19 protein-coding genes, 1 tRNA gene and 4 rRNA genes are annotated in these 25,910 nt (G+C 53.0%); 18 read left to right on the plus strand and 6 right to left on the minus strand.

Annotated elements, in window-relative coordinates; genetic code table 11:
• The first annotated feature begins 180 nt into the window (after window positions 1-180).
• The 11 genes from aroQ (at window position 181) to WM95_RS23365 (ending at window position 10,209) form a co-directional block, all read left to right on the plus strand.
• Window positions 181-633, plus strand: a complete 453-nt coding sequence (gene aroQ / locus WM95_RS23315) for a type II 3-dehydroquinate dehydratase (RefSeq protein WP_023309405.1) — start codon at window positions 181-183, stop codon at window positions 631-633.
• Between the two features lie 21 nt (window positions 634-654).
• A complete protein-coding gene (gene accB / locus WM95_RS23320; RefSeq protein ID WP_010436174.1) occupies window positions 655-1,116 on the plus strand; it encodes an acetyl-CoA carboxylase biotin carboxyl carrier protein in 462 nt (153 codons plus the stop codon).
• A 10-nt stretch (window positions 1,117-1,126) separates the two neighbouring features.
• Entirely contained in the window at window positions 1,127-2,476 is a 1,350-nt protein-coding gene (gene accC, locus WM95_RS23325; RefSeq protein ID WP_003860388.1) for an acetyl-CoA carboxylase biotin carboxylase subunit, read from the plus strand.
• A gap of 108 nt (window positions 2,477-2,584) precedes the next feature.
• Entirely contained in the window at window positions 2,585-2,827 is a 243-nt protein-coding gene (locus WM95_RS23330) for a YhdT family protein (protein ID WP_047347658.1), read from the plus strand.
• Entirely contained in the window at window positions 2,817-4,268 is a 1,452-nt protein-coding gene (panF, locus tag WM95_RS23335) for a sodium/pantothenate symporter (RefSeq protein WP_059446505.1), read from the plus strand. The genes WM95_RS23330 and panF overlap by 11 nt, the downstream gene beginning before the upstream one ends.
• Before the next feature lie 11 nt (window positions 4,269-4,279).
• Window positions 4,280-5,161, plus strand: coding sequence for a 50S ribosomal protein L11 methyltransferase (prmA, locus tag WM95_RS23340; RefSeq protein WP_023309407.1), 882 nt, complete (start codon window positions 4,280-4,282; stop codon window positions 5,159-5,161).
• 128 nt (window positions 5,162-5,289) lie between these two features.
• The gene (locus WM95_RS23345; RefSeq protein ID WP_032667954.1) at window positions 5,290-6,030 is read left to right on the plus strand and encodes a carbonic anhydrase; all 741 of its coding nucleotides are present in this window, start codon (window positions 5,290-5,292) and stop codon (window positions 6,028-6,030) included.
• Between the two features lie 330 nt (window positions 6,031-6,360).
• Window positions 6,361-7,326 (plus strand): tRNA dihydrouridine synthase DusB, encoded by a 966-nt coding sequence (gene dusB / locus WM95_RS23350; RefSeq protein WP_023309409.1) that lies wholly within the window; start codon window positions 6,361-6,363, stop codon window positions 7,324-7,326.
• Window positions 7,327-7,349: 23 nt separating this feature from the next.
• Window positions 7,350-7,646, plus strand: coding sequence for a DNA-binding transcriptional regulator Fis (gene fis, locus WM95_RS23355; RefSeq protein WP_000462905.1), 297 nt, complete (start codon window positions 7,350-7,352; stop codon window positions 7,644-7,646).
• Window positions 7,647-7,823: 177 nt separating this feature from the next.
• Entirely contained in the window at window positions 7,824-7,988 is a 165-nt protein-coding gene (locus WM95_RS23360) for a DUF2556 family protein (protein WP_023309432.1), read from the plus strand.
• Between the two features lie 139 nt (window positions 7,989-8,127).
• A complete protein-coding gene (locus WM95_RS23365; protein WP_059446723.1) occupies window positions 8,128-10,209 on the plus strand; it encodes a putative bifunctional diguanylate cyclase/phosphodiesterase in 2,082 nt (693 codons plus the stop codon).
• On the opposite strand, the gene envR is transcribed toward WM95_RS23365, so the two are convergent.
• Window positions 10,125-10,844 (minus strand): acrEF/envCD operon transcriptional regulator, encoded by a 720-nt coding sequence (envR, locus tag WM95_RS23370; protein WP_074166157.1) that lies wholly within the window; start codon window positions 10,842-10,844, stop codon window positions 10,125-10,127. The two genes, WM95_RS23365 and envR, sit on opposite strands and share 85 nt — an antisense overlap.
• Window positions 10,845-11,230: 386 nt before the next feature.
• Here envR and WM95_RS23375 point away from each other — a divergent pair, with 386 nt between their 5' ends.
• The 7 genes from WM95_RS23375 to WM95_RS23405 all read left to right on the plus strand — a co-directional run bounded on the left by WM95_RS23375 (window position 11,231) and on the right by WM95_RS23405 (window position 20,647).
• The gene (locus WM95_RS23375; RefSeq protein ID WP_063409295.1) at window positions 11,231-12,370 is read left to right on the plus strand and encodes an efflux RND transporter periplasmic adaptor subunit; all 1,140 of its coding nucleotides are present in this window, start codon (window positions 11,231-11,233) and stop codon (window positions 12,368-12,370) included.
• 11 nt (window positions 12,371-12,381) lie between these two features.
• Window positions 12,382-15,495, plus strand: coding sequence for an efflux RND transporter permease subunit (locus WM95_RS23380; protein ID WP_063409296.1), 3,114 nt, complete (start codon window positions 12,382-12,384; stop codon window positions 15,493-15,495).
• A gap of 303 nt (window positions 15,496-15,798) precedes the next feature.
• Complete coding sequence (locus WM95_RS23385; RefSeq protein WP_008502867.1) at window positions 15,799-16,020, plus strand: lipoprotein; 222 nt, start codon at window positions 15,799-15,801, stop codon at window positions 16,018-16,020.
• 473 nt (window positions 16,021-16,493) lie between these two features.
• Window positions 16,494-17,519, plus strand: coding sequence for an amino acid ABC transporter substrate-binding protein (locus WM95_RS23390; protein WP_023333654.1), 1,026 nt, complete (start codon window positions 16,494-16,496; stop codon window positions 17,517-17,519).
• Window positions 17,520-17,586: 67 nt separating this feature from the next.
• A complete protein-coding gene (locus tag WM95_RS23395) occupies window positions 17,587-18,768 on the plus strand; it encodes an amino acid ABC transporter permease (RefSeq protein WP_038417798.1) in 1,182 nt (393 codons plus the stop codon).
• A gap of 9 nt (window positions 18,769-18,777) precedes the next feature.
• Window positions 18,778-19,881 carry an amino acid ABC transporter permease gene (locus WM95_RS23400; RefSeq protein WP_023309439.1) on the plus strand — a complete coding sequence of 368 codons (1,104 nt, stop codon included), beginning with the start codon at window positions 18,778-18,780 and terminating at the stop codon, window positions 19,879-19,881.
• 7 nt (window positions 19,882-19,888) lie between these two features.
• Entirely contained in the window at window positions 19,889-20,647 is a 759-nt protein-coding gene (locus tag WM95_RS23405; protein ID WP_023309440.1) for an amino acid ABC transporter ATP-binding protein, read from the plus strand.
• A 106-nt stretch (window positions 20,648-20,753) separates the two neighbouring features.
• Here the strand turns inward: WM95_RS23405 and rrf (WM95_RS23410) are convergent.
• The 5 genes from rrf (WM95_RS23410) to WM95_RS23430 all read right to left on the minus strand — a co-directional run bounded on the left by rrf (WM95_RS23410) (window position 20,754) and on the right by WM95_RS23430 (window position 25,833).
• Window positions 20,754-20,869, minus strand: a 5S ribosomal RNA gene (rrf, locus tag WM95_RS23410).
• A 43-nt stretch (window positions 20,870-20,912) separates the two neighbouring features.
• A tRNA-Thr gene (locus tag WM95_RS23415) sits at window positions 20,913-20,988 on the minus strand.
• Window positions 20,989-21,002: 14 nt separating this feature from the next.
• Window positions 21,003-21,118: ribosomal RNA gene (gene rrf / locus WM95_RS23420) — 5S ribosomal RNA — on the minus strand.
• A 69-nt stretch (window positions 21,119-21,187) separates the two neighbouring features.
• Window positions 21,188-24,092: ribosomal RNA gene (locus WM95_RS23425) — 23S ribosomal RNA — on the minus strand.
• A gap of 199 nt (window positions 24,093-24,291) precedes the next feature.
• Window positions 24,292-25,833 (minus strand): 16S ribosomal RNA (locus WM95_RS23430).
• The 16S, 23S and 5S rRNA genes sit together here with 1 tRNA gene alongside, the layout of an rRNA operon.
• Window positions 25,834-25,910 lie beyond the last annotated feature (77 nt).

A 25,910-nucleotide genomic window follows, 5' to 3' on the forward strand; every position in this document is an offset into this window, starting at 1 on the left:
GGATAGCGGTTGATAATCTTCCCTGATAAGACCAGTATTTAGCTGCTAAATGCTACGAAATCGTTATAATGTGCGACCTTGGTTCGCCTGACAGCGGTTTTAAGCCTCTGAAAAGGTGACATTTGCGTTTCGAAGGTATATTTTGTTTTTTACCCGAAAATCGCAGGAGATAGCGGCATTATGACTGATAAGTTCCATATCTTAGTTTTGAACGGACCGAACCTGAACATGCTCGGCACCCGTGAGCCAGAGAAGTACGGCACGCTAACATTGAGTGAAATTGTTAACCGTCTGGGAACGGAAGCAGCGTCACTGAATGTGGATTTGGATCATTTTCAGTCGAATGCGGAGTACGCACTCATCGACCGTATTCATCAGGCTAAAGACAATGTGGACTATATCCTGATCAATCCGGCCGCGTTTACGCACACCAGTGTTGCTATCCGCGACGCACTGCTCGCGGTGAGTATCCCGTTTATCGAGATCCACCTGAGTAATGTGCACGCCCGAGAGCCGTTCCGTCACCATTCGTATCTGTCGGATATCGCTGCTGGCGTTATCTGTGGACTGGGCGCAGACGGCTATTCATACGCTTTACAGACAGCGGTAAAACGCCTGTCACAATCACACTAAACAAGAGTACGGAACCCACTCATGGATATTCGTAAGATTAAAAAACTGATCGAGCTGGTTGAAGAATCAGGCATCTCCGAACTGGAAATTTCTGAAGGCGAAGAGTCTGTACGCATCAGCCGTGCAGCCCCAGCCGCTAGCTTCCCGGTAATGCAGCAGGCTTATGCTGCGCCAGTGCAGCAGCCTGCGCTCTCCGCAGCCGTTGCGCCAGCAGCTGAAGCCGCACCTGCCGCTGCAGCAGAAATCAGTGGTCACATCGTACGTTCCCCAATGGTTGGTACTTTCTACCGCACCCCGAGCCCGGACGCGAAAGCGTTCATCGAAGTGGGTCAGAAAGTCAACGTAGGCGATACCCTGTGCATCGTTGAAGCGATGAAAATGATGAACCAGATCGAAGCAGACAAATCAGGTACTGTGAAAGCGATTCTGGTCGAAAGTGGTCAGCCGGTTGAATTTGACGAGCCGCTGGTCGTCATCGAGTAACGAGGCGTACATGCTGGATAAAATTGTTATCGCCAACCGCGGCGAGATCGCACTGCGTATTCTTCGTGCCTGTAAAGAACTGGGCATCAAGACCGTCGCTGTGCACTCAAGCGCGGATCGCGATTTAAAACACGTATTGCTGGCGGATGAGACGGTCTGTATTGGCCCGGCTCCGTCCGTAAAAAGCTATCTGAACATCCCGGCTATCATCAGCGCCGCTGAAATCACCGGCGCGGTGGCAATTCATCCGGGTTACGGCTTCCTCTCTGAGAACGCCAACTTTGCTGAGCAGGTTGAACGCTCTGGCTTCATCTTCATCGGCCCGAAAGCCGACACCATCCGCCTGATGGGCGACAAAGTGTCTGCAATCACCGCGATGAAAAAAGCCGGTGTTCCAACCGTACCAGGCTCTGACGGCCCTCTGACCGACGATATGGATGCTAACCGTGCTCATGCTAAACGCATTGGCTATCCGGTTATCATCAAGGCGTCCGGCGGCGGCGGCGGTCGCGGTATGCGCGTTGTGCGCAGCGATGCTGAACTGGCGCAGTCCATCTCCATGACCAAAGCAGAAGCGAAAGCCGCTTTCAGCAATGACATGGTGTACATGGAAAAATACCTGGAAAACCCACGCCACATCGAAATTCAGGTGCTGGCTGACGGTCAGGGTAACGCGATCTATCTGGCAGAGCGTGACTGCTCCATGCAGCGTCGTCACCAGAAAGTGGTCGAAGAAGCGCCAGCACCGGGCATTACTCCGGAACTGCGTCGCTACATCGGCGAGCGTTGCGCCAAAGCGTGTGTCGATATCGGCTATCGCGGGGCAGGTACCTTTGAGTTCCTGTTCGAAAACGGCGAGTTCTATTTCATCGAAATGAACACCCGTATTCAGGTTGAACACCCGGTTACCGAAATGATCACCGGCGTTGACCTGATCAAAGAACAGCTGCGTATCGCTGCAGGCCAGCCGTTGTCCATCAAGCAGGAAGAAGTTGTGGTGAAAGGCCATGCGGTAGAGTGCCGTATTAACGCCGAAGACCCGAACACCTTCCTGCCAAGCCCGGGTAAAATCACGCGTTTCCACGCGCCGGGTGGCTTTGGTGTGCGCTGGGAGTCTCATATCTACGCCGGTTACACCGTACCGCCGTACTATGACTCAATGATCGGCAAGCTTATCTGCTACGGCGAAAACCGTGACGTGGCGATTGCCCGCATGAAAAACGCCCTGCAGGAACTGATCATCGACGGTATCAAAACCAACGTTGATCTGCAGATGCGCATCATGAGCGACGAGCACTTCCAGAATGGTGGAACTAATATCCACTATCTGGAGAAAAAACTCGGTCTGAACGAGAAGTAAGAGACCTGTGTTGCTAAAAGGCCGGATTATCCGGCCTTTTTTATTTCTGGGGCCTGGAAAGCCTCATCATGTACAATCCCCGCTTTCTTCATCCACAAGGGACAAAAAATGGACAAACGTTTTGTTCAGGCCCATAAAGAAGCGCGCTGGGCGCTGTGGCTGACCCTTCTCTATCTCGCAGCATGGTTAGTAACTGCTTACTTACCTGACTCCGCTATTGGCATCACCGGCCTGCCGCACTGGTTCGAAATGGCGTGTCTGCTGGTACCGCTGGTCTTCATCCTGCTGTGCTGGGCAATGGTGAAATTCATCTATCGCGATATTTCGCTGGAGGACGATGATGCAGCTTGAAGTCATTCTGCCGCTTATCGCTTACCTGTTAGTGGTGTTTGGTTTATCCGTTTACGCCATGCGTAAAAGAACGACGGGCACCTTCCTGAACGAGTATTTTCTTGGCAGCCGCTCGATGGGCGGCGTCGTGCTGGCCATGACGCTGACCGCGACCTACATTAGCGCCAGTTCGTTTATCGGCGGGCCCGGTGCAGCCTATAAATACGGGTTAGGCTGGGTGCTGCTGGCGATGATCCAGCTTCCAGCCGTCTGGCTCTCGCTGGGCATACTGGGTAAAAAATTTGCCATTCTGGCACGCCGTTACAATGCCGTGACGCTCAACGATATGCTGTTTGCCCGCTATCAGAGCCGTTTACTGGTGTGGCTGGCCAGCTTAAGCCTGCTGGTGGCCTTTATTGGCGCCATGACGGTGCAGTTTATCGGCGGGGCACGCCTGCTGGAAACGGCGGCGGGAATTCCCTACGAGACGGGCCTCGTCATCTTTGGGGTGAGTATCGCACTCTACACCGCGTTTGGCGGATTCCGCGCCAGCGTGCTGAACGATACGATGCAGGGTTTGGTGATGCTTGTTGGCACCCTTGTTCTGCTGGTCGGCATTGTGCATGCTGCTGGTGGCCTGAGCCATGCGGTTGAAACGCTCGAGGCGATCGATCCAAAACTGGTTTCGCCGCAGGGCGCGGATGACATCCTTTCGCCAACCTTTATGACCTCGTTCTGGGTGTTGGTATGCTTTGGGGTGATTGGCCTGCCGCATACCGCCGTGCGCTGTATCTCTTACAAAGACAGCAAAGCCGTGCACAGAGGTATCATTATCGGCACTATCGTTGTCGCAATCCTGATGTTTGGTATGCACCTGGCAGGCGCGTTAGGTCGGGCAGTTATTCCTGACCTTACCGTACCCGATCTGGTTATCCCAACCCTGATGGTTAAAGTACTGCCGCCATTTGCCGCCGGGATCTTCCTCGCCGCACCGATGGCCGCCATTATGTCGACCATCAACGCTCAGCTGCTGCAAAGTTCCGCTACGATCATTAAAGATCTCTATCTGAACCTGCGTCCTGACCAGGCAGAGAATGAACGGCGCCTGAAGCGCATGTCGGCCGTTATTACTCTGACGTTAGGGGCATTGCTGCTGTTAGCCGCGTGGCGCCCGCCGGAGATGATCATCTGGCTGAACCTGCTGGCATTTGGTGGGCTTGAAGCGGTATTCCTGTGGCCTCTGGTGTTAGGGCTCTACTGGGAGCGCGCGAATGCCGCCGGTGCGCTGAGCGCTATGATTGTCGGCGGCGTGCTTTACGCCGTCCTCGCAACGTTTAAGATTCAGTACCTGGGCTTCCATCCAATTGTGCCTTCGTTACTGCTAAGTTTACTGGCGTTTGTGGTGGGGAACCGTTTCGGTCAGCCCGTCCCACAACCCGCTATGATTTCTACTGATAAATAAAGAGTTTTGCCATGCCGTGGATCCAACTAAAACTGAACACAACCGGCGCGAACGCCGAAGAGCTGAGCGATGCGCTGATGGAGGCCGGGTCGGTCTCTATCACCTTCCAGGACACGCATGACACGCCGGTCTTTGAGCCGCTGCCGGGCGAAACCCGCCTGTGGGGTGATACCGACGTTATTGGCCTGTTTGATGCCGAAACCGATATGAAAGAGGTTGTCGCGATTCTGGAGAATCATCCTCTGCTGGGCGCGGGTTTCGTGCATAAAATCGAACAGCTGGAAGACAAAGACTGGGAACGCGAGTGGATGGATAACTTCCACCCGATGCAGTTCGGCAAACGTCTGTGGATCTGCCCAAGCTGGCGCGACGTCCCGGACGAGAATGCGGTCAACGTGATGCTCGACCCGGGTCTGGCGTTTGGTACCGGAACTCACCCCACCACGTCCCTGTGCCTGCAGTGGCTGGATGGTCTCGATCTGGACGGTAAGACCGTGATCGACTTCGGCTGTGGATCCGGGATCCTCGCGATTGCAGCCCTGAAGCTGGGCGCGGCAAAAGCCATCGGGATCGATATCGATCCGCAGGCGATTCAGGCCAGCCGCGATAATGCCGAGCGTAACGGCGTCTCCGATCGTCTGGAGCTGTATCTGCCGGATGGTCAGCCAGAAGCCATGAAAGCCGATGTGGTGGTCGCAAACATTCTGGCGGGCCCGCTGCGTGAACTGGCTCCGTTAATCAGCGTGCTGCCCGTTGAGGGCGGTCTGCTGGGGCTTTCCGGTATCCTGGCGAGCCAGGCCGACAGCGTGTGTGAAGCCTACGCAGATCTCTTTGCCCTTGATCCGGTAGTGGAAAAAGAAGAGTGGTGCCGCATCACCGGTCGTAAAAAATAAGAATCTGGCGTGGTCATCTGACCACGCCTCTCCCCCTCTGATAATCCTCTCTCCCCCGTTCATTCTTCGGTAAAATAACCCTACAAATCATGTTGATTTGTATTACAAAAATTCACCGGAAGAATATGATGACACAGGTTACAGGCAAGGCAGCGCTGCTGGCGCTGAGCATGATCTCGGCTTCAGCATTCGCATCACACTGGAGCTATGAAGGGGAAGGTTCACCGCAACACTGGGGCGAGCTGGACGAGGCATATAAGACCTGTCAAAGCGGAATGAACCAGTCCCCTATTAATATTGATTCGACCGCTATCGCCCATCTCTCCCCGCTACAAACCCACTACGTTGATGGCCCTGTTACGCTGACGAACAATGGCCATACCATTCAGGCAGGTGAACAGGCGAACACCCGCGATACTCTTACTCTCGATAAGCAAACCTGGACGTTACAGCAGTTCCATTTCCACGCGCCGAGCGAAAACACCGTACATGGCAAGAGATACGCGATGGAAATGCATCTGGTTCATAAAAATGCCAGTGGGGAACTGACGGTGGTGGCGGTCATGTTTGATAAAGGAACCGCAAACCCGGAACTCGAAAAACTGTGGCGCGTTATGCCTCAGCAGGCCGAGCAGAACGTCTCCATCAAACAGGATCTCAACCTGAACAAACTGCTGCCAAAAAATAAAACGTACTGGCGCTTTAGCGGTTCACTGACCACTCCCCCGTGTTCAGAAGGCGTTACCTGGATTGTACTTAAACAGCCCCTGACGATTTCTGCAGAACAACTTGCCAGATTCACCCAGACAATGCATCACGATAATAACCGTCCGGTACAGTCGCTGCATGGGCGCGTCGTGGTCGAATAACACGCATTTTTCGCATGACGATCATGTTCTAAAATGCGACGCAGATCGCAAAGAAGAAGGGAAATCTGCTGCTAAAAACAGCAGATTATCCCGCTTCAGCGACGCATTTATTCAGAAATGATGAGAAGTTACGGGAAATTGTAAGCGCCCATAAAATAACCATCATCATATAACTTAATGATTTAAATAATGAATAATTTTTAACGGGAAGATTGGGTGGCGATTCCTTGATCTACAACAGTGGATTGTTCAAAGTTTGGCCTTTCATCTCGTGCAAAAAATGCGTAATATACGCCGCCTTGCAGTCACAGTATGGTCATTTCTTAACTCATGCGCATCGGACACCACCAGCTTAGAAATCGCCTGATCGCAGCCCCAATGGCAGGTATTACAGACCGGCCGTTCAGGACGCTGTGCTATGAGATGGGAGCCGGTTTAACCGTATCCGAGATGATGTCGTCTAACCCGCAGGTTTGGGAAAGCGATAAATCCCGCCTTCGGATGGTGCACGTTGATGAACCAGGTATTCGCACCGTGCAAATTGCCGGAAGCGTGCCTGAAGAGATGGCAGATGCCGCGCGGATTAACGTGGAAAGTGGTGCCCAGATTATTGATATCAATATGGGGTGCCCGGCCAAAAAGGTGAATCGCAAGCTTGCAGGTTCAGCCCTTCTGCAATACCCCGACCAGGTGAAAGCTATCCTGACGGCGGTTGTCAGCGCGGTGGACGTTCCTGTTACGTTGAAGATTCGCACGGGTTGGTCGCCGGAACACCGTAACTGTGTAGAGATTGCCCAACTGGCCGAAGACTGTGGCATTCAGGCCCTGACCATCCATGGACGCACTCGCGCCTGTTTGTTCAACGGTGAAGCTGAATACGACAGCATTCGGGCAGTTAAGCAGAAAGTTTCCATTCCGATTATCGCGAATGGCGACATAACTGACCCGCTTAAAGCCAGGGCTGTACTCGACTATACGGGAGCTGATGCTCTGATGATAGGACGTGCAGCTCAGGGAAGACCCTGGATCTTCCGGGAAATCCAGCATTATCTGGACACTGGGGAGCTGCTTGCCCCGCTGCCTCTGGCAGAGGTTAAGCGCTTGCTTTGTTCGCATGTTCGGGAACTGCATGACCACTACGGTCAGGCAAAAGGGTACCGAATTGCGCGTAAACACGTCTCCTGGTATCTCCAGGAGCACGCTCCAGATGACCAGTTTCGGCGCACATTCAACGCCATAGAGGATGCCAGCGTACAGCTGGAGGCGTTGGAGGCATACTTCGAAAATCTTGCGTAATGAAATAAAGAGCTGACAGAACTATGTTCGAACAACGCGTAAATTCTGACGTACTGACCGTTTCTACCGTTAACTCTCAGGACCAGGTAACTCAAAAGCCCCTGCGTGACTCGGTTAAACAGGCACTGAAGAACTATTTTGCTCAACTGAATGGTCAGGATGTTAATGATCTGTATGAGCTGGTATTGGCTGAAGTTGAACAGCCACTGTTGGACATGGTGATGCAATACACCCGCGGTAACCAAACCCGCGCTGCGCTGATGATGGGTATCAACCGTGGTACTCTGCGTAAGAAACTGAAAAAATACGGCATGAACTGATACTAATCAGTTAAATGCTTGTTTAAAAAGGCGCTCTTCGGCATGGGGAAGCGCCTTTTTTATTACCTGCGCTTCTCCGTCAACGCATTGTAAACCTTCGCCTCTCCCGCTTTTCAACCACGGTTTTTCGTGTATATTTCCCCCACCTTACTGACGATCTTCTCGCGGAATGACACAATGATTCGTAAATACTGGTGGCTGGTTGTCTTTGCAATCTCCGTTCTCATTTTCGATACACTCCTGATGCAGTGGATTGAACTGATGAGCACCGAAACCGATAAGTGTCGCAATATGAACTCCGTTAATCCGCTGAAACTCGTGAACTGCTCAGAGCTCGACTAACCGCCCGATTGCGCAAACCACCCCGTTATTACCCACCAAAAACGGGGATTTAAATCCCTTTGAGCCATTACCTGACGGTGATAATGTCTCGCCCTTCTCAACCGCTCTAGCGTAACCCCACACTCGAGTAGAACCGTCCATGCTGGTCAGCCAATACAACCCTATCCTTGTCGTCCTCTCCTTTGTTGTTGCCATTCTTGCTGCGTATACCGCGCTGAACATGGCTGCACGCGTCGCCGGGAGTGAAGGTGTCGCTGCCCGCGTCTGGCTGGCTGGCGGCGGTATTGCTATGGGCATCGGCGTGTGGGCCATGCATTTTATCGGCATGCTGGCGATGGACCTCTCCATGAGCATGAGCTACAACGCCACCCTGACGGTGTTATCCATGGTCATCGCCGTGGGTTCGTCGCTGTTTGCGCTATGGCTCGTGAGCTGCGAGCAACTACGCCTGCGCCGACTGCTGCCCGGCGCGCTGGTGATGGGGAGCGGTATTGTTGCTATGCATTACACCGGCATGGCGGCGCTGGAAGTGATGCCCGGGATTATCTGGGACAAGATGTGGGTGGCCATTTCGGTCGTGATTGCGCTTGCCGCTTCGCTCGCGGCATTATGGCTGACCTTCCGCCTGCGTCGCGAAGCCGCTCAGGTCGTGCTGATGCGCATGGGTGCCGCCATCACGATGGGAATTGCCATTGCCGGCATGCACTATGCCGGGATGAAAGCGGCGCAGTTTCCGATGTCCACAATGGTTCACCATGAGGGTATCAACGGGAGCTGGCTGGCGGTGCTCGTCAGCGTCGTCGCGCTCTCTATTCTTGGGATCACCCTACTGGTGTCGATGCTGGATGCCCGCCTTCAGGCACGTACCGCCCTTCTGGCCTCGTCGCTGGCAGAAGCTAACCGGGAACTCGCTCAACTGGCGCTACACGATACCCTGACGCGCCTGCCCAACCGTATCCTGCTGGAAGACAGACTCGATCAGGCCATCAGCAAAGCCGATCGTGAAGGGAACCACTTTGCCCTGATGTTCATGGATCTTGACGGCTTTAAAGCCATCAATGATGCCTACGGCCATGATGTTGGTGACAGGCTGCTGGTCGCCGTTACGCAGCGTCTGCTGCTGCTTCTGAAAGGCCAGTTCACCCTTGCACGTATCGGCGGTGATGAATTTGTTCTGCTGGCAGAGGGAGAAGGTCCGGACGACGCGGCATCGCTGGCAAATTCGCTGGTGCGCGCGATCGATAGCCCGTTCAATCTCAGCCCCTATGAACTGGTAGTGACCCTCAGCATTGGTATCGCGCTCTACCCTCACGACGGCAAAACCGAGCGTGAGCTGATGTTTAACGCCGACGCGGCGATGTATCACACGAAGCATATGGGCCGTAACGGTTACCACTTTTTCCAGCCCTCCATGAACACTCTGGCGCAGACCCATCTCCAGTTAATGAACGATCTGTGGATGGCAATCGATCGCAATGAGCTGCGCCTGCTGTATCAGCCAAAATTTCACGCCCCGGCGGGCCCGGTCCTCGGATTCGAGGCGTTATTGCGCTGGCAGCATCCTAAGCAGGGGCTACTGACGCCGGACCTTTTTCTGCCGCTGGCGGAAAAAACGGGGCTAATCGTCCCCATTGGCAACTGGGTGATTCATGAAGCCTGCCGCCAGCTGCGGGAATGGCATCTCCAGGGGCATCAAAGCTGGTCAATGGCGGTAAACCTGTCGACACTGCAGTTTGAACAACCTTCACTGGTTAAAACGGTTCTCGACTGCCTGGCACTTCACCAGGTGCCACCGGAAATGTTGATCCTCGAAGTGACGGAAACCACGGCGATGAGCAACCCGGATGAGAGCGTACGCGTGCTGACAGAGCTGACGGATGCGGGCGTGAAGGCCTCCATTGATGATTTTGGCACCGGATATTCGAGCCTGCTGTACCTCAAGCGATTACCGGCCTGCGAATTGAAAATCGACAGGGCGTTTGTGAAAGAGCTCAGCGGCGAGAGCGAGGATGCCACTATTGTCTCAGCAATTGTGGCTCTCGCTAAAACACTTAACCTGAAAGTCGTGGCTGAAGGTGTGGAAACCGAAGCGCAGCAAGCCTTTTTAACCGAGCTTGGCTGTAACACCCTTCAGGGTTATCTGTTAGGTAAACCCGTCAGCGCGCAGACCATAGAGGCACTTTGTGCCCGAGGGGAAATGTTACCTGGCGCTGAGCAGTAAGCACCCTCATCTGGCGACACGCGAATAACCGGGAGTGTCGCCAGTATGCTATCGACCAGAGCGGGAGCCTGCTGATAAAGATTAAAACTGTCGTTATTCATTAACCAGTTTTTGATTATTCCGCTAAAAAAACCGTGGAATACAATCAAGGTGAGATCAACATTCACCTGTGGCGAAATGATGTTTCGCGAAATACAGGTCTCCAGCGCGGCGCGTAGCGTGTCATCGTTGAATCCGATACGCTTTCTGATTTCGCGCTCAGAAATCATATCACTGCTAAATTCACACTTATGATACAGAATTTGTAAAAGCGCGCATTGTCGGGGTTCATGGGCAATATACTGCAGCGCGGTAATAAATTGCTCACGAAGTTTTAACAATGGATCGTCACTATCGGAAAGCGAAAGCCTGTCGTGAATAATGTCGCGAAGCGGTAATTGCTGTTCCCAGATGGCATTAAATATTTCAGATTTACTGGTGAAGTGCCAGTAGATCGCACCGCGCGTCACCTTAGCGGCATCAGCGATATCCGTCAGCGTCGTGCTGGCTACGCCACGCGTGGCAAACTGTCCGATAGCCGCCTCAATCAGCTGCTGCCGGGTTTGTTGAGCCTCTTCTTTCTTTTTACGCGCCATAGGCAACTACTCGTTACTCACAAGGTTTAAAGGTCATATTGCGTTCATGCAAATGTAAGTATTCACTAAAATCCGTTTTAATTTTGCACAAAAAAAGTCACCCCTCTTGATTTATAATTAATTCAAATATATCCAATCAATTAAATTGACGGAATGAATAATTATAAAATATTAAACTCATTTACCTGATTAACATGTCTGACTATATCCCAGAATGAAGCCGGTCTGATTCTTATTTTCTTCTACAAACATGGTCATTCGCACTTATAAATTAAAAAACATTAAATACCCTCATTATTATACGCAGCTACATTTTATTTTTATCTCTCTGCCCCTGCTACCGATTCGCGGCATATATCGGTTAATGGGTATTTAAAGGAACAGTAATGACGAATCATTTCAGACTCTTGCCTTTATTCGGTTTCATTGTCTGCACGGTACTGCTCACTGGATGCGATGGTCAGGAGAATCAACAACAGCATCTGCAGGCGCCTCAGGTCAGCGTGCATATTGTGAAAAGCGCGCCTCTGGCTGTCACCACTGAACTCCCGGGCAGAACAGATGCATTTCGCGTTGCGGAGGTTCGTCCTCAGGTCAGCGGCATTATTCTTCGCCGTAACTTCGCGGAGGGTAGCGATGTAAAAGCGGGCGAGTCACTCTACCAGATCGATCCTGCGACCTATCAGGCGGCCTATGACAGCGCGAAAGGCGAACTGGCGAAGGCTCAGGCGGCAGCCAATATTGCTCACCTGACGGTAAAACGTTTTCTCCCGCTGGTAGGCACCCAGTATGTCAGTAAGCAGGAGTACGACCAGGCCGTGGCGACGGCTCAGCAGGCAGATGCCAGCGTGGTTGCCGCAAAAGCGGGCGTTGAAAGCGCACGTATCAACCTTGCCTACACCAAAGTGACCTCTCCGGTTGATGGTCGTATCGGAAAATCCAGCGTGACCGAAGGGGCGCTGGTGACGAACGGGCAAGCCGCAGCGCTGGCAACGGTCCAGCAGCTCGATCCGATTTATGTCGATGTCACCCAGTCCAGCAATGATTTTATGCGCCTGAAACAGACGAGCCTGCAAAAAGGCGATACCGCCAGCAGCGTTGAACTGCTGATGGAGAACGGGCAGCCCTATCCGCTGAAAGGCACATTGCAGTTCTCTGACGTCACGGTTGATGAAAGTACCGGCTCGATCACCCTGCGCGCCATTTTCCGGAACCCTCAGCATCAGCTGTTACCCGGCATGTTCGTTCGCGCCCGCATTGATGAAGGCACCCAGCCGGATGCGATTCTGGTACCACAGCAGGGCGTGACCCGCACACCGCGAGGCGATGCAACCGTCCTGGTGGTGAACGATAAAAACCAGGTTGAGCCGCGAACCGTCGTGGCCCCTCAGGCAATTGGCGATCGCTGGATGGTAACGGAAGGGCTGAAAAACGGTGATCGCGTGATTGTCAGCGGGCTACAGAAAGTCAGACCCGGGGTAACCGTCGTCGCCACGCCGGATACCACCACGACGCCAGCCGGTTAAGGGACGACGACATGGCCAATTTCTTTATTCAGAGACCGGTTTTCGCCTGGGTACTTGCCATCATTTTGATGATTGCAGGCGGGCTGGCCATTCTCAAACTTCCCGTCGCACAGTATCCGACCATTGCCCCTCCCGCTGTGGCGATATCCGCGACCTACCCGGGAGCCGACGCTCAAACGGTGCAGGATACCGTGACCCAGGTTATCGAACAGAACATGAACGGTATCGATAAGCTGATGTATATGTCCTCCACCAGCGATTCAGCGGGTAACGTCACCATCACCCTGACCTTCGAGTCAGGAACCGATCCGGACATCGCCCAGGTGCAGGTGCAGAACAAGCTGCAGCTCGCCATGCCGCTGCTGCCGCAAGAGGTACAGCAGCAAGGGATTGGCGTGGAGAAATCCAGCAGCAGCTTCCTGCTGGTCGCCGGCTTTGTTTCAGACAACAAAAATCTCACGCAGAATGACATCTCTGACTATATCGCGTCGAACGTCAAAGATGCCATCAGCCGAACGTCTGGCGTCGGTGACGTTCAGCTGTTTGGCGCCCAGTATGCAATGCGCATCTGGCTCGACAGCAACGCGATGAACAAATACCAGCTGACGCCGCAGGATATTATCAACCAGCTGAAAACGCAGAACGCCCAGATAGCGGCAGGCCAGCTGGGCGGGACGCCGTCCATTCCCGGGCAGCAGCTGAACACCTCGATCATCGCGCAAACCCGCCTGAAAACACCGGAGGAGTTTGGCCGCGTGACGCTTAAGGTGAACCAGGACGGCTCGATGGTTCATTTGAAGGACGTGGCTCGCATTGAGCTGGGTGGCGAAAACTACAATATGGTCACTAAAATCAACGGGCAGGCGGCAACCGGTCTGGGGATTAAGCTGGCAACCGGGGCAAATGCGCTGGACACTGCGGCAGCCATTAAGAGCAAGCTGGCGCAACTGCAGCAGTTCTTCCCGCAGGGGCTGAAAGTGGTCTATCCCTATGACACCACGCCTTTTGTAAAGATCTCCATCCACGAAGTGGTGAAGACGCTGTTTGAAGCTATCATTCTCGTCTTCCTGGTCATGTACCTGTTCCTGCAAAACCTGCGCGCGACCCTCATCCCAACTATCGCGGTGCCGGTCGTTCTGCTGGGTACCTTCGCGGTTCTGGCGGCATTCGGTTTCTCCATCAATACCCTGACGATGTTCGGCATGGTGCTGGCGATAGGTCTGCTGGTCGATGACGCTATCGTGGTCGTTGAGAACGTTGAACGCGTCATGGTCGAGGACAAACTGCCGCCGAAAGAGGCCACGCAGAAGTCGATGGAGCAGATCCAGGGTGCACTGGTCGGGATCGCCATGGTGCTCTCGGCGGTCTTTATTCCGATGGCCTTTTTTGGCGGCTCGACGGGGGCGATCTATCGTCAGTTCTCGCTGACTATCGTTTCCGCTATGGCGTTGTCCGTACTGGTTGCGCTAATCCTGACGCCCGCACTCTGCGCAACGTTGCTTAAGCCCCTATCCGGCGACCATCATGAGAAAAAAGGTGGCTTCTTCGGCTGGTTTAATGCGCTCTTCGATAAAAGCGTGGAGCACTACAGCAACAGCGTGAGCGGTATTTTGCGTAAGGCAGGGCGCTATCTGGCGGTGTACGTCATTATCGTCGTAGGGATGGCGGTGCTCTTCCTGCGCTTGCCCACCTCCTTCCTGCCCGAAGAGGATCAGGGGGTGTTTATGACGATGGTTCAACTCCCGGCGGGTGCAACCCAGACACGTACTCAGCAGGTCCTTGATCAGGTTCAGGACTACTATCTGAACAAAGAGAAAGCGAACGTTGATTCTGTCTTTACCGTAAACGGCTTTAGCTTTAGCGGCCAGGGCCAGAACGCCGGTATTGCCTTCGTCAGCCTGAAGCCCTGGGAGGAGCGACCGGGGTCGGAAAACGGCGTTGAAGCCATTGTGGGTCGCGCGACAAAAGCCTTCAGTCAGATTAAAGACGGCCTCGTGTTCCCTTTTAACCTGCCTGCCATTATTGAGCTGGGTACCGCCACGGGCTTCGATTTTGAGTTGATCGATCAGGCGAACCTGGGGCATAACCAGCTGACGCAGGCGCGTGATCAGCTGCTTAGCATGGTGAAAGAGCACCCTGACCTGCTGGTTCGCGTGCGACCTAACGGCCTTGAAGATACGCCTCAGTTCAAGCTGGATGTCGACCAGGAGAAAGCGCAGGCGCTGGGCGTGAGTCTTTCTGACGTCAACCAGACGATTTCGACGGCCTTAGGTGGCACCTATGTGAACGACTTTATCGATCGTGGGCGCGTGAAAAAGGTCTACGTACAGGCCGACGCAAAATTCCGTATGTTGCCGGGAGATATTAATAATCTTTACGTACGCAGCGCGAATGGGGAAATGGTCCCGTTCTCAGCCTTCAGCAACGCTCGCTGGGTCTTTGGTTCGCCTCGTCTGGAGCGCTATAACGGAATGCCCTCTATGGAGATCCTGGGTGAATCCGCTCAGGGTAAAAGTACCGGTGAGGCCATGGCTATGATGGAAAGTCTCGCGGCAAAACTGCCTTCCGGTATCGGCTATGACTGGACGGGGATGTCTTATCAGGAGCGCCTCTCGGGTAACCAGGCGCCAGCACTGTACGCCATTTCACTGATCGTGGTGTTCCTGTGCCTGGCTGCGCTGTATGAAAGCTGGTCCATTCCGTTCTCCGTCATGCTGGTTGTGCCGCTGGGGGTCATTGGGGCTCTTCTCGCAGCGTCGCTGCGCGGGTTAAACAACGACGTCTATTTCCAGGTCGGTCTGTTGACGACGATTGGTTTATCGGCGAAAAACGCCATCCTGATCGTCGAATTTGCTAAAGACCTGATGGATAAAGAAGGCAAAGGCATTATTGAAGCCACGCTGGAAGCTTCCAGGATGCGCCTTCGACCGATCCTGATGACGTCCCTGGCCTTTATTCTTGGCGTCATGCCGCTGGTAATCAGCACCGGGGCCGGGAGCGGCGCGCAAAACGCCGTCGGTACGGGCGTTATGGGGGGAATGCTTTCCGCAACCCTTCTGGCGATTTTCTTCGTGCCTGTTTTCTTTGTGGTTGTTCGGCGACGGTTTACTCACCATAAAGGTTAATGTTTCCCTGAAAAGGCACCTCTGGTGCCTTTTTATTTTTAACATAAACAATGAATTAGGTTTTACATAAAGGCAGCATTAAAAATATGATGATTTGCATTAAGTAAAAACAGTCTCTTGCAACTCCATAATTCCTCCATTAATGCCTCCTTAAACCGACTTTTCTCCACGATTTTTACAAACTACATAATTTGAGATTATTCCTCGTGTAACGAGGACTTACCCCGGTGGTAAAATAACCTCCAGTTCGTTAATAGCCCTCCTGGCTTAATAGCGGATGAGAAATAATACTGAGGTAACATCATGAAAAGATTCATTTCCGTTGCACTTCTCGCTGCGCTGCTTGCTGGTTGCGCGCACGACTCTCCATGTGTACCGGTTTACGACGACCAGGGCCGACTGGTTCATACCAATACCTGTATGAAAGGCACCACCCAGGATAACTGGGAGACTGCGGGTGCTATCGCCGGCGGTGCTGCCGCAGTAGCGGGTCTGACGCTGGGTATTGTTGCCCTGACCAAGTAAAATCTGTTGAGAAAGCGCGGCTCTGGCCGCGCTTTTGCTTTTAATGAGTGCAGTATTTTCAAATAAGTAAAAAAATAGCCCCGTATTTATTCACGTAATTAATCTTAGCCTGAAGTCTGTCACAGCTTTTTTGCATACTCATTCAAATTACCTATTCTATCGTGATGATTTTCACACATTAATATTATTGAATACCCTGCCAATATTCACGCTAAAAACTATCTCTTCTTTTTCCTGACCCGACTCGCAACTTTTGCTCCAATTTGTGGCACAGGTTGTAATTTCGCACCGTTTCGGGGCGCTCGTTTTATTTAAGCCTGTCTACACTCAGCATTAAGCGTTCACTCGTCTCTTATTTTGTCGAACGCAAAACTGGCATTACGTTTGCTTTATAAACGTTGGCCAAAGCCACAGACAGGTAAAGCGTTTAAAAACGCCTCTATAACGATAAATTACGCCACACAGGATGCATTATGAAAAAGACGATGATAGCCAGCCTGGCCGCTGCAGGCATGTTGTTTGCCGTAGCCGGTCAAGCCCATGCGGGAACGACACTGGATGCCGTTAAAAAGAAAGGTTTTGTTCAATGTGGTATCAGTGACGGTTTGCCTGGCTTCTCTTATGCCGATGCGAACGGCAAATTTACCGGTATTGATGTGGACGTCTGCCGTGGCGTTGCAGCCGCCGTTTTTGGCGATGACAGCAAAGTGAAATACACCCCGCTGACGGCGAAAGAACGCTTTACGGCGCTGCAGTCCGGCGAGGTCGACATGCTCTCCCGTAACACCACCTGGACCTCCTCCCGTGATGCAGGCATGGGGATGTCATTTACGGGCGTAACCTATTATGACGGCATCGGCTTCCTGACCCACAATAAAGCCGGCCTGAAAAGCGCTAAGGAACTGGATGGCGCCACCGTTTGTATCCAGGCGGGCACCGATACCGAGCTGAACGTGGCGGATTATTTCAAAGCAAACAACATGAAATACACCCCGGTGACATTCGACCGCTCGGATGAATCGGCCAAAGCGCTGGAATCCGGCCGTTGCGACACGCTGGCCTCTGACCAGTCACAGCTGTATGCCTTACGCATTAAGCTGAGCAATCCGGCAGAGTGGATTGTCCTGCCTGAAGTCATTTCCAAAGAGCCTCTCGGCCCCGTCGTTCGTCGCGGCGATGAAGACTGGTTCTCTATCGTTCGCTGGACGCTGTTTGCCATGCTGAACGCAGAAGAGATGGGCATCAACTCTAAAAACGTTGATGAGAAAGCCGCTAAGCCATCCAACCCGGATATGGCGCACCTGCTCGGTAAAGAAGGTGATTTCGGCAAGGATCTGAAGCTGGATAACAAGTGGGCTTACAACATCATCAAACAGGTGGGCAACTACTCTGAGATCTTTGAGCGCAACGTGGGATCGGAAAGCCCGCTGAAGATCAAACGCGGCCAGAACAATCTCTGGAACAACGGCGGTATTCAGTACGCACCACCAGTACGTTAAGTCATAGCTGTAACGGGCACTGCTCCGGCAGTGCCCACTCCAGAGTCATGGTTACTGAGGTTTCTTTATGTCCCATCGCCGCTCAGCCGTAAAAGGATCGCTATCCTTTTCTCATCCCGCGGTCCGCGCCTGGCTATTCCAGATTATTGCTATTGTTGCGGTTGTTCTCATCGCCGTGTATCTCATCCATAATACAATCACCAACCTGAATAACCGTGGCATTACCTCCGGTTTCGCGTTTTTAGACCGCAGCGCGGGGTTTGGTATTGTTCAGCACCTTATTGATTATCAGGAAGGTGATACGTACGGACGCGTGTTCGTGGTCGGTTTACTGAATACGCTGTTGGTATCGGCGCTTTGTATCGTTTTCGCGTCGGTACTGGGCTTCTTTATTGGCCTGGCGCGTCTTTCTGAAAACTGGCTCCTGCGGAAACTGTCGACCGTTTATATCGAGACGTTCCGCAATATCCCCCCGCTCCTGCAGATCTTCTTTTGGTATTTCGCCGTACTGCGTAACCTTCCCGGTCCCCGCCAGGCCGTCGACGCGTTTGAGCTGTTTTTCCTGAGTAACCGTGGATTGTCCATTCCTTCTCCTCAGCCGGGTGAAGGACTGTACGCTTTTATCGGCGCGATTGTGATAGCGCTTGCGCTCTCTGCGGGGGTATTCCGTTTTAACCGCAAGCATCAGATCAAAACCGGTCAGCTTCGCAGAACCTGGCCCACGGCAGCTGTCCTGATCGTTAGCCTGCCGCTAATTGCACACTGGCTGTTTGGGGCCGCTTTGCACTGGGATATTCCACATCTGCGGGGCTTTAACTTTCAGGGCGGGATGGTATTAATTCCCGAGCTGGCAGCCCTGACGCTGGCGCTGTCGATTTATACGTCCGCGTTTATCGCAGAGATTATCCGTGCAGGGATCCAGGCAGTTCCTTATGGGCAGCACGAGGCGGCGCGCTCGCTGGGATTACCCCACACCGTGACGCTTCGCCAGGTCATTATTCCGCAGGCTTTACGGGTCATCATTCCCCCCCTGACCAGCCAGTATCTCAATATTGTCAAAAACTCGTCTCTGGCCGCTGCCATTGGTTACCCGGATATGGTGTCACTATTCGCCGGAACCGTGCTTAACCAGACCGGACAAGCCATTGAAACCATCGCCATCACGATGTCTGTCTATCTGATCATCAGCCTGGTAATTTCACTGCTGATGAACCTCTATAACCGTCGTATAGCACTGGTCGAGCGCTAAGGATTTATGATGACAAAAGCGATACTGTCGCACTCCTCGCGCCCTGCCAACTCGACAGGTGGACGTTTCATTCTCTGGGCGCGCAAGAATCTGTTCTCCAGCTGGAGTAACAGCCTGCTGACGATTGTCTGCCTGTGGCTCATGTGGGAGTTGATTCCTCCCCTGCTGAACTGGGCGTTTTTACAGGCCAACTGGGTCGGTTCAACCCGGGCAGACTGTACAAAAGCCGGCGCCTGCTGGGTGTTTATCCATGAACGCTTCGGTCAGTTCATGTATGGGTTGTATCCGCATGAACAGCGCTGGCGGATTAATCTGGCGCTGGTTATCGGTCTGCTCTCTGTCGCAGTCATGTTCTGGAAAAAGCTGCCTCACCGTGGACGCTATATTGCCGTCTGGGCGGTGGTTTATCCGATTATTGTCTGGGTGCTGCTGTATGGCGGTTTTCTGGGGCTGGAACGCGTTGAAACACGCCAGTGGGGCGGGCTGACGCTGACGTTGATTATCGCATCAGTGGGGATAGCCGGTGCTCTGCCGTGGGGGATTCTACTTGCTCTGGGACGGCGTTCAAAAATGCCGATCGTCCGCGTGCTCTCCGTTATCTTTATTGAGTTCTGGCGCGGCGTACCGCTTATCACCGTCCTGTTTATGTCGTCGGTCATGCTGCCGCTGTTTATGGCAGAGGGAACAACCATCGACAAGCTGATCCGTGCCCTGGTGGGGGTGATTCTCTTCCAGTCCGCCTATGTCGCTGAAGTTGTGCGAGGTGGTTTGCAGGCGTTGCCTAAAGGCCAGTACGAAGCGGCGGAATCACTGGCTCTCGGTTACTGGAAAACGCAGGGACTGGTCATTCTTCCACAAGCACTCAAGCTGGTCATTCCGGGTCTGGTCAACACGATCATTGCCCTCTTCAAGGATACAAGCCTGGTGATCATCATCGGATTGTTCGATCTCTTTAGCAGCGTGCAACAGGCAACCGTTGACCCTGTCTGGCTGGGTATGTCCACCGAAGGATATGTCTTTGCTGCCCTGATCTACTGGATCTTTTGTTTTAGCATGTCGCGCTACAGCCAGCATCTGGAAAAGCGCTTTAACACCGGGCGTACACCGCACTGAGGAAATTATGAGCCAAATAACTATGACACCCGCCGACGCGATGATTACGCTGGAAAATGTGAATAAATGGTACGGACAATTTCATGTCCTGAGGGACATTAATCTTAAGGTAAAGCAGGGAGAACGCATCGTCCTTTGCGGCCCTTCGGGCTCCGGAAAATCCACAACCATTCGCTGTATTAATCATCTTGAAGAACATCAGCAAGGACGCATTGTGGTTGATGGTATCGAGCTGAATGAAGATATCCGCAATATCGAACGCGTACGTCAGGAAGTAGGAATGGTATTTCAACACTTTAATCTGTTTCCGCACCTGACCGTTCTGCAGAACTGTACGCTTGCGCCGATTTGGGTACGAAAGATGCCGAAAAAGGAAGCGGAGGCATTGGCAATGCACTACCTGGAGCGTGTACGTATCGCAGAGCATGCCAATAAATTCCCTGGCCAGATATCGGGTGGCCAACAGCAGCGTGTGGCTATCGCCCGTTCGCTGTGTATGAAACCGAAAATTATGCTGTTTGATGAACCAACATCTGCCCTCGATCCTGAAATGGTGAAGGAGGTTCTGGACACCATGATTGGGTTGGCACAATCCGGCATGACCATGTTGTGTGTGACGCATGAGATGGGGTTTGCGCGAACCGTGGCCGACCGGGTGATCTTTATGGACCGCGGGGAGATTGTTGAGCAAGCTCCGCCGGATGAGTTCTTTGCGCATCCGAAGTCAGAACGTACGCGAGCATTCCTGTCGCAGGTGATTCATTAGTTGTTTGCTCTGCCGGGTGGCGGCTTCGCCTTACCCGGCCTACCGTTTTTTCGGCGCATAAACGCAAAAAGGCCATCCTTTCGGATGGCCTTTTCACTTATTTGATGTCTGGCAGTTCCCTACTCTCACATGGGGAGACCCCACACTACCATCGGCGCTACGGCGTTTCACTTCTGAGTTCGGCATGGGGTCAGGTGGGACCACCGCGCTAAAGCCGCCAGACAAATTCTTTTACTTCTTGCCGAACTTTAACCTAAGTATAAAGTGGTGCTGATACCCAGAGTCGAACTGGGGACCTCACCCTTACCAAGGGTGCGCTCTACCAACTGAGCCATATCAGCACGCTAAATTTGATGCCTGGCAGTTCCCTACTCTCGCATGGGGAGACCCCACACTACCATCGGCGCTACGGCGTTTCACTTCTGAGTTCGGCATGGGGTCAGGTGGGACCACCGCGCTAAAGCCGCCAGGCAAATTCTGTTAATCTGTATCAGGCTGAAAATCGTGTCTGTCTCTTCGCCGAAACAGCTTCGGCGTTGTAAGGTTAAGCCTCACGGTTCATTAGTATCGGTTAGCTCAACGCATCGCTGCGCTTACACACCCGACCTATCAACGTCGTCGTCTTCAACGTTCCTTCAGGACCCTTAAAGGGTCAGGGAGAACTCATCTCGGGGCAAGTTTCGTGCTTAGATGCTTTCAGCACTTATCTTTTCCGCATTTAGCTACCGGGCAGTGCCATTGGCATGACAACCCGAACACCAGTGATGCGTCCACTCCGGTCCTCTCGTACTAGGAGCAGCCCCCCTCAATTCTCCAGCGCCCACGGCAGATAGGGACCGAACTGTCTCACGACGTTCTAAACCCAGCTCGCGTACCACTTTAAATGGCGAACAGCCATACCCTTGGGACCTACTTCAGCCCCAGGATGTGATGAGCCGACATCGAGGTGCCAAACACCGCCGTCGATATGAACTCTTGGGCGGTATCAGCCTGTTATCCCCGGAGTACCTTTTATCCGTTGAGCGATGGCCCTTCCATTCAGAACCACCGGATCACTATGACCTGCTTTCGCACCTGCTCGAGCCGTCACTCTCGCAGTCAAGCTAGCTTATGCCATTGCACTAACCTCCTGATGTCCGACCAGGATTAGCTAACCTTCGTGCTCCTCCGTTACTCTTTGGGAGGAGACCGCCCCAGTCAAACTACCCACCAGACACTGTCCGCAACCCGGATTACGGGTCTACGTTAGAACACCAGCCATTAAAGGGTGGTATTTCAAGGACGGCTCCACGCAGACTGGCGTCCACGCTTCAAAGCCTCCCACCTATCCTACACATCAAGGACCAGTGTTCAGTGTCAAGCTATAGTAAAGGTTCACGGGGTCTTTCCGTCTTGCCGCGGGTACACTGCATCTTCACAGCGAGTTCAATTTCACTGAGTCTCGGGTGGAGACAGCCTGGCCATCATTACGCCATTCGTGCAGGTCGGAACTTACCCGACAAGGAATTTCGCTACCTTAGGACCGTTATAGTTACGGCCGCCGTTTACCGGGGCTTCGATCAAGAGCTTCGCGTTGCCGCTAACCCCATCAATTAACCTTCCGGCACCGGGCAGGCGTCACACCGTATACGTCCACTTTCGTGTTTGCACAGTGCTGTGTTTTTAATAAACAGTTGCAGCCAGCTGGTATCTTCGACTGATTTCAGCTCCACCCGCAGGGGCTTCACCTACATATCAGCGTGCCTTCTCCCGAAGTTACGGCACCATTTTGCCTAGTTCCTTCACCCGAGTTCTCTCAAGCGCCTTGGTATTCTCTACCTGACCACCTGTGTCGGTTTGGGGTACGATTTCGTGTTACCTGATGCTTAGAGGCTTTTCCTGGAAGCAGGGCATTTGTTACTTCAGCACCGTAGTGCCTCGTCATCACACCTCAGCGTTAAAAGGTACCGGATTTACCTGGAACCTCCGCCTACATGCTTAAACCGGGACAACCGTCGCCCGGCTAACATAGCCTTCTCCGTCCCCCCTTCGCAGTAACACCAAGTACAGGAATATTAACCTGTTTCCCATCGACTACGCCTTTCGGCCTCGCCTTAGGGGTCGACTCACCCTGCCCCGATTAACGTTGGACAGGAACCCTTGGTCTTCCGGCGAGCGGGCTTTTCACCCGCTTTATCGTTACTTATGTCAGCATTCGCACTTCTGATACCTCCAGCATGCCTCACAGCACACCTTCAACGGCTTACAGAACGCTCCCCTACCCAACAACGCATAAGCGTCGCTGCCGCAGCTTCGGTGCATGGTTTAGCCCCGTTACATCTTCCGCGCAGGCCGACTCGACCAGTGAGCTATTACGCTTTCTTTAAATGATGGCTGCTTCTAAGCCAACATCCTGGCTGTCTGTGCCTTCCCACATCGTTTCCCACTTAACCATGACTTTGGGACCTTAGCTGGCGGTCTGGGTTGTTTCCCTCTTCACGACGGACGTTAGCACCCGCCGTGTGTCTCCCGTGATAACATTCTTCGGTATTCGTAGTTTGCATCGGGTTGGTAAGCCGGGATGGCCCCCTAGCCGAAACAGTGCTCTACCCCCGAAGATGAGTTCACGAGGCGCTACCTAAATAGCTTTCGGGGAGAACCAGCTATCTCCCGGTTTGATTGGCCTTTCACCCCCAGCCACAAGTCATCCGCTAATTTTTCAACATTAGTCGGTTCGGTCCTCCAGTTAGTGTTACCCAACCTTCAACCTGCCCATGGCTAGATCACCGGGTTTCGGGTCTATACCCTGCAACTTAACGCCCAGTTAAGACTCGGTTTCCCTTCGGCTCCCCTATACGGTTAACCTTGCTACAGAATATAAGTCGCTGACCCATTATACAAAAGGTACGCAGTCACACCACGAAGGTGCTCCCACTGCTTGTACGTACACGGTTTCAGGTTCTTTTTCACTCCCCTCGCCGGGGTTCTTTTCGCCTTTCCCTCACGGTACTGGTTCACTATCGGTCAGTCAGGAGTATTTAGCCTTGGAGGATGGTCCCCCCATATTCAGACAGGATACCACGTGTCCCGCCCTACTCTTCGAGTTCACAGCCTGTGTGCTTTCGTGTACGGGACTGTCACCCTGTACCGTGCGACTTTCCAGACGCTTCCACTAACACACAAGCTGATTCAGACTCTGGGCTGCTCCCCGTTCGCTCGCCGCTACTGGGGGAATCTCGGTTGATTTCTTTTCCTCGGGGTACTTAGATGTTTCAGTTCCCCCGGTTCGCCTCGTTAACCTATGTATTCAGTTAACGATAGTGCAACGAATTGCACTGGGTTTCCCCATTCGGACATCGCCGGGTCAAAGGTTCATATCACCTCGCCGGCGCTTTTCGCAGATTAGCACGTCCTTCATCGCCTCTGACTGCCAGGGCATCCACCGTGTACGCTTAGTCGCTTAACCTCACAACCCGAAGATGTTTCACTTCTGATTGCGAAAATTTGAGAGACTCGAACACACCATTTAAGATGTGTCGTTTCAATTTTCAGCTTGATCCAGATTTTTAAAGAGCAAAACTTCTTAATGCACTCAAAAGTACATTCAGAAGTTCATCATTCATCAGACAATCTGTGTGAGCACTGCAAAGGCAGGTTCTTTAAGGTAAGGAGGTGATCCAACCGCAGGTTCCCCTACGGTTACCTTGTTACGACTTCACCCCAGTCATGAATCACAAAGTGGTAAGCGCCCTCCCGAAGGTTAAGCTACCTACTTCTTTTGCAACCCACTCCCATGGTGTGACGGGCGGTGTGTACAAGGCCCGGGAACGTATTCACCGTAGCATTCTGATCTACGATTACTAGCGATTCCGACTTCATGGAGTCGAGTTGCAGACTCCAATCCGGACTACGACGCACTTTATGAGGTCCGCTTGCTCTCGCGAGGTCGCTTCTCTTTGTATGCGCCATTGTAGCACGTGTGTAGCCCTACTCGTAAGGGCCATGATGACTTGACGTCATCCCCACCTTCCTCCAGTTTATCACTGGCAGTCTCCTTTGAGTTCCCGGCCTAACCGCTGGCAACAAAGGATAAGGGTTGCGCTCGTTGCGGGACTTAACCCAACATTTCACAACACGAGCTGACGACAGCCATGCAGCACCTGTCTCAGAGTTCCCGAAGGCACCAAAGCATCTCTGCTAAGTTCTCTGGATGTCAAGAGTAGGTAAGGTTCTTCGCGTTGCATCGAATTAAACCACATGCTCCACCGCTTGTGCGGGCCCCCGTCAATTCATTTGAGTTTTAACCTTGCGGCCGTACTCCCCAGGCGGTCGACTTAACGCGTTAGCTCCGGAAGCCACGCCTCAAGGGCACAACCTCCAAGTCGACATCGTTTACGGCGTGGACTACCAGGGTATCTAATCCTGTTTGCTCCCCACGCTTTCGCACCTGAGCGTCAGTCTTTGTCCAGGGGGCCGCCTTCGCCACCGGTATTCCTCCAGATCTCTACGCATTTCACCGCTACACCTGGAATTCTACCCCCCTCTACAAGACTCTAGCCTGCCAGTTTCGAATGCAGTTCCCAGGTTGAGCCCGGGGATTTCACATCCGACTTGACAGACCGCCTGCGTGCGCTTTACGCCCAGTAATTCCGATTAACGCTTGCACCCTCCGTATTACCGCGGCTGCTGGCACGGAGTTAGCCGGTGCTTCTTCTGCGGGTAACGTCAATTGCTGAGGTTATTAACCTCAGCACCTTCCTCCCCGCTGAAAGTACTTTACAACCCGAAGGCCTTCTTCATACACGCGGCATGGCTGCATCAGGCTTGCGCCCATTGTGCAATATTCCCCACTGCTGCCTCCCGTAGGAGTCTGGACCGTGTCTCAGTTCCAGTGTGGCTGGTCATCCTCTCAGACCAGCTAGGGATCGTCGCCTAGGTGAGCCATTACCCCACCTACTAGCTAATCCCATCTGGGCACATCTGATGGCAAGAGGCCCGAAGGTCCCCCTCTTTGGTCTTGCGACGTTATGCGGTATTAGCTACCGTTTCCAGTAGTTATCCCCCTCCATCAGGCAGTTTCCCAGACATTACTCACCCGTCCGCCGCTCGCCGGCAAAGTAGCAAGCTACTTTCCGCTGCCGCTCGACTTGCATGTGTTAGGCCTGCCGCCAGCGTTCAATCTGAGCCATGATCAAACTCTTCAATTTAAGTTTGATGCTCGTGAATTAAACTTCGTAATGAATTACGTATGTTCACTCAGAGACTTGGTATTCATTTTTCGTCT

Origin of the sequence: Enterobacter cloacae complex sp. ECNIH7 (assembly GCF_002208095.1) — a bacterium.
Taxonomy (GTDB): Bacteria; Pseudomonadota; Gammaproteobacteria; order Enterobacterales; family Enterobacteriaceae; genus Enterobacter; species Enterobacter cloacae_M.

Coding starts and splice junctions, on each gene's coding strand:
- aroQ (WP_023309405.1), top strand. CDS start 181: ATGACTGATAAGTTCCATATCTTAGTTTTGAACGGACCGAACCTGAAC.
- accB (WP_010436174.1), top strand. CDS start 655: ATGGATATTCGTAAGATTAAAAAACTGATCGAGCTGGTTGAAGAATCA.
- accC (WP_003860388.1), top strand. CDS start 1,127: ATGCTGGATAAAATTGTTATCGCCAACCGCGGCGAGATCGCACTGCGT.
- WM95_RS23330 (WP_047347658.1), top strand. CDS start 2,585: ATGGACAAACGTTTTGTTCAGGCCCATAAAGAAGCGCGCTGGGCGCTG.
- panF (WP_059446505.1), top strand. CDS start 2,817: ATGCAGCTTGAAGTCATTCTGCCGCTTATCGCTTACCTGTTAGTGGTG.
- prmA (WP_023309407.1), top strand. CDS start 4,280: ATGCCGTGGATCCAACTAAAACTGAACACAACCGGCGCGAACGCCGAA.
- WM95_RS23345 (WP_032667954.1), top strand. CDS start 5,290: ATGACACAGGTTACAGGCAAGGCAGCGCTGCTGGCGCTGAGCATGATC.
- dusB (WP_023309409.1), top strand. CDS start 6,361: ATGCGCATCGGACACCACCAGCTTAGAAATCGCCTGATCGCAGCCCCA.
- fis (WP_000462905.1), top strand. CDS start 7,350: ATGTTCGAACAACGCGTAAATTCTGACGTACTGACCGTTTCTACCGTT.
- WM95_RS23360 (WP_023309432.1), top strand. CDS start 7,824: ATGATTCGTAAATACTGGTGGCTGGTTGTCTTTGCAATCTCCGTTCTC.
- WM95_RS23365 (WP_059446723.1), top strand. CDS start 8,128: ATGCTGGTCAGCCAATACAACCCTATCCTTGTCGTCCTCTCCTTTGTT.
- envR (WP_074166157.1), bottom strand. CDS start 10,844: ATGGCGCGTAAAAAGAAAGAAGAGGCTCAACAAACCCGGCAGCAGCTG.
- WM95_RS23375 (WP_063409295.1), top strand. CDS start 11,231: ATGACGAATCATTTCAGACTCTTGCCTTTATTCGGTTTCATTGTCTGC.
- WM95_RS23380 (WP_063409296.1), top strand. CDS start 12,382: ATGGCCAATTTCTTTATTCAGAGACCGGTTTTCGCCTGGGTACTTGCC.
- WM95_RS23385 (WP_008502867.1), top strand. CDS start 15,799: ATGAAAAGATTCATTTCCGTTGCACTTCTCGCTGCGCTGCTTGCTGGT.
- WM95_RS23390 (WP_023333654.1), top strand. CDS start 16,494: ATGAAAAAGACGATGATAGCCAGCCTGGCCGCTGCAGGCATGTTGTTT.
- WM95_RS23395 (WP_038417798.1), top strand. CDS start 17,587: ATGTCCCATCGCCGCTCAGCCGTAAAAGGATCGCTATCCTTTTCTCAT.
- WM95_RS23400 (WP_023309439.1), top strand. CDS start 18,778: ATGACAAAAGCGATACTGTCGCACTCCTCGCGCCCTGCCAACTCGACA.
- WM95_RS23405 (WP_023309440.1), top strand. CDS start 19,889: ATGAGCCAAATAACTATGACACCCGCCGACGCGATGATTACGCTGGAA.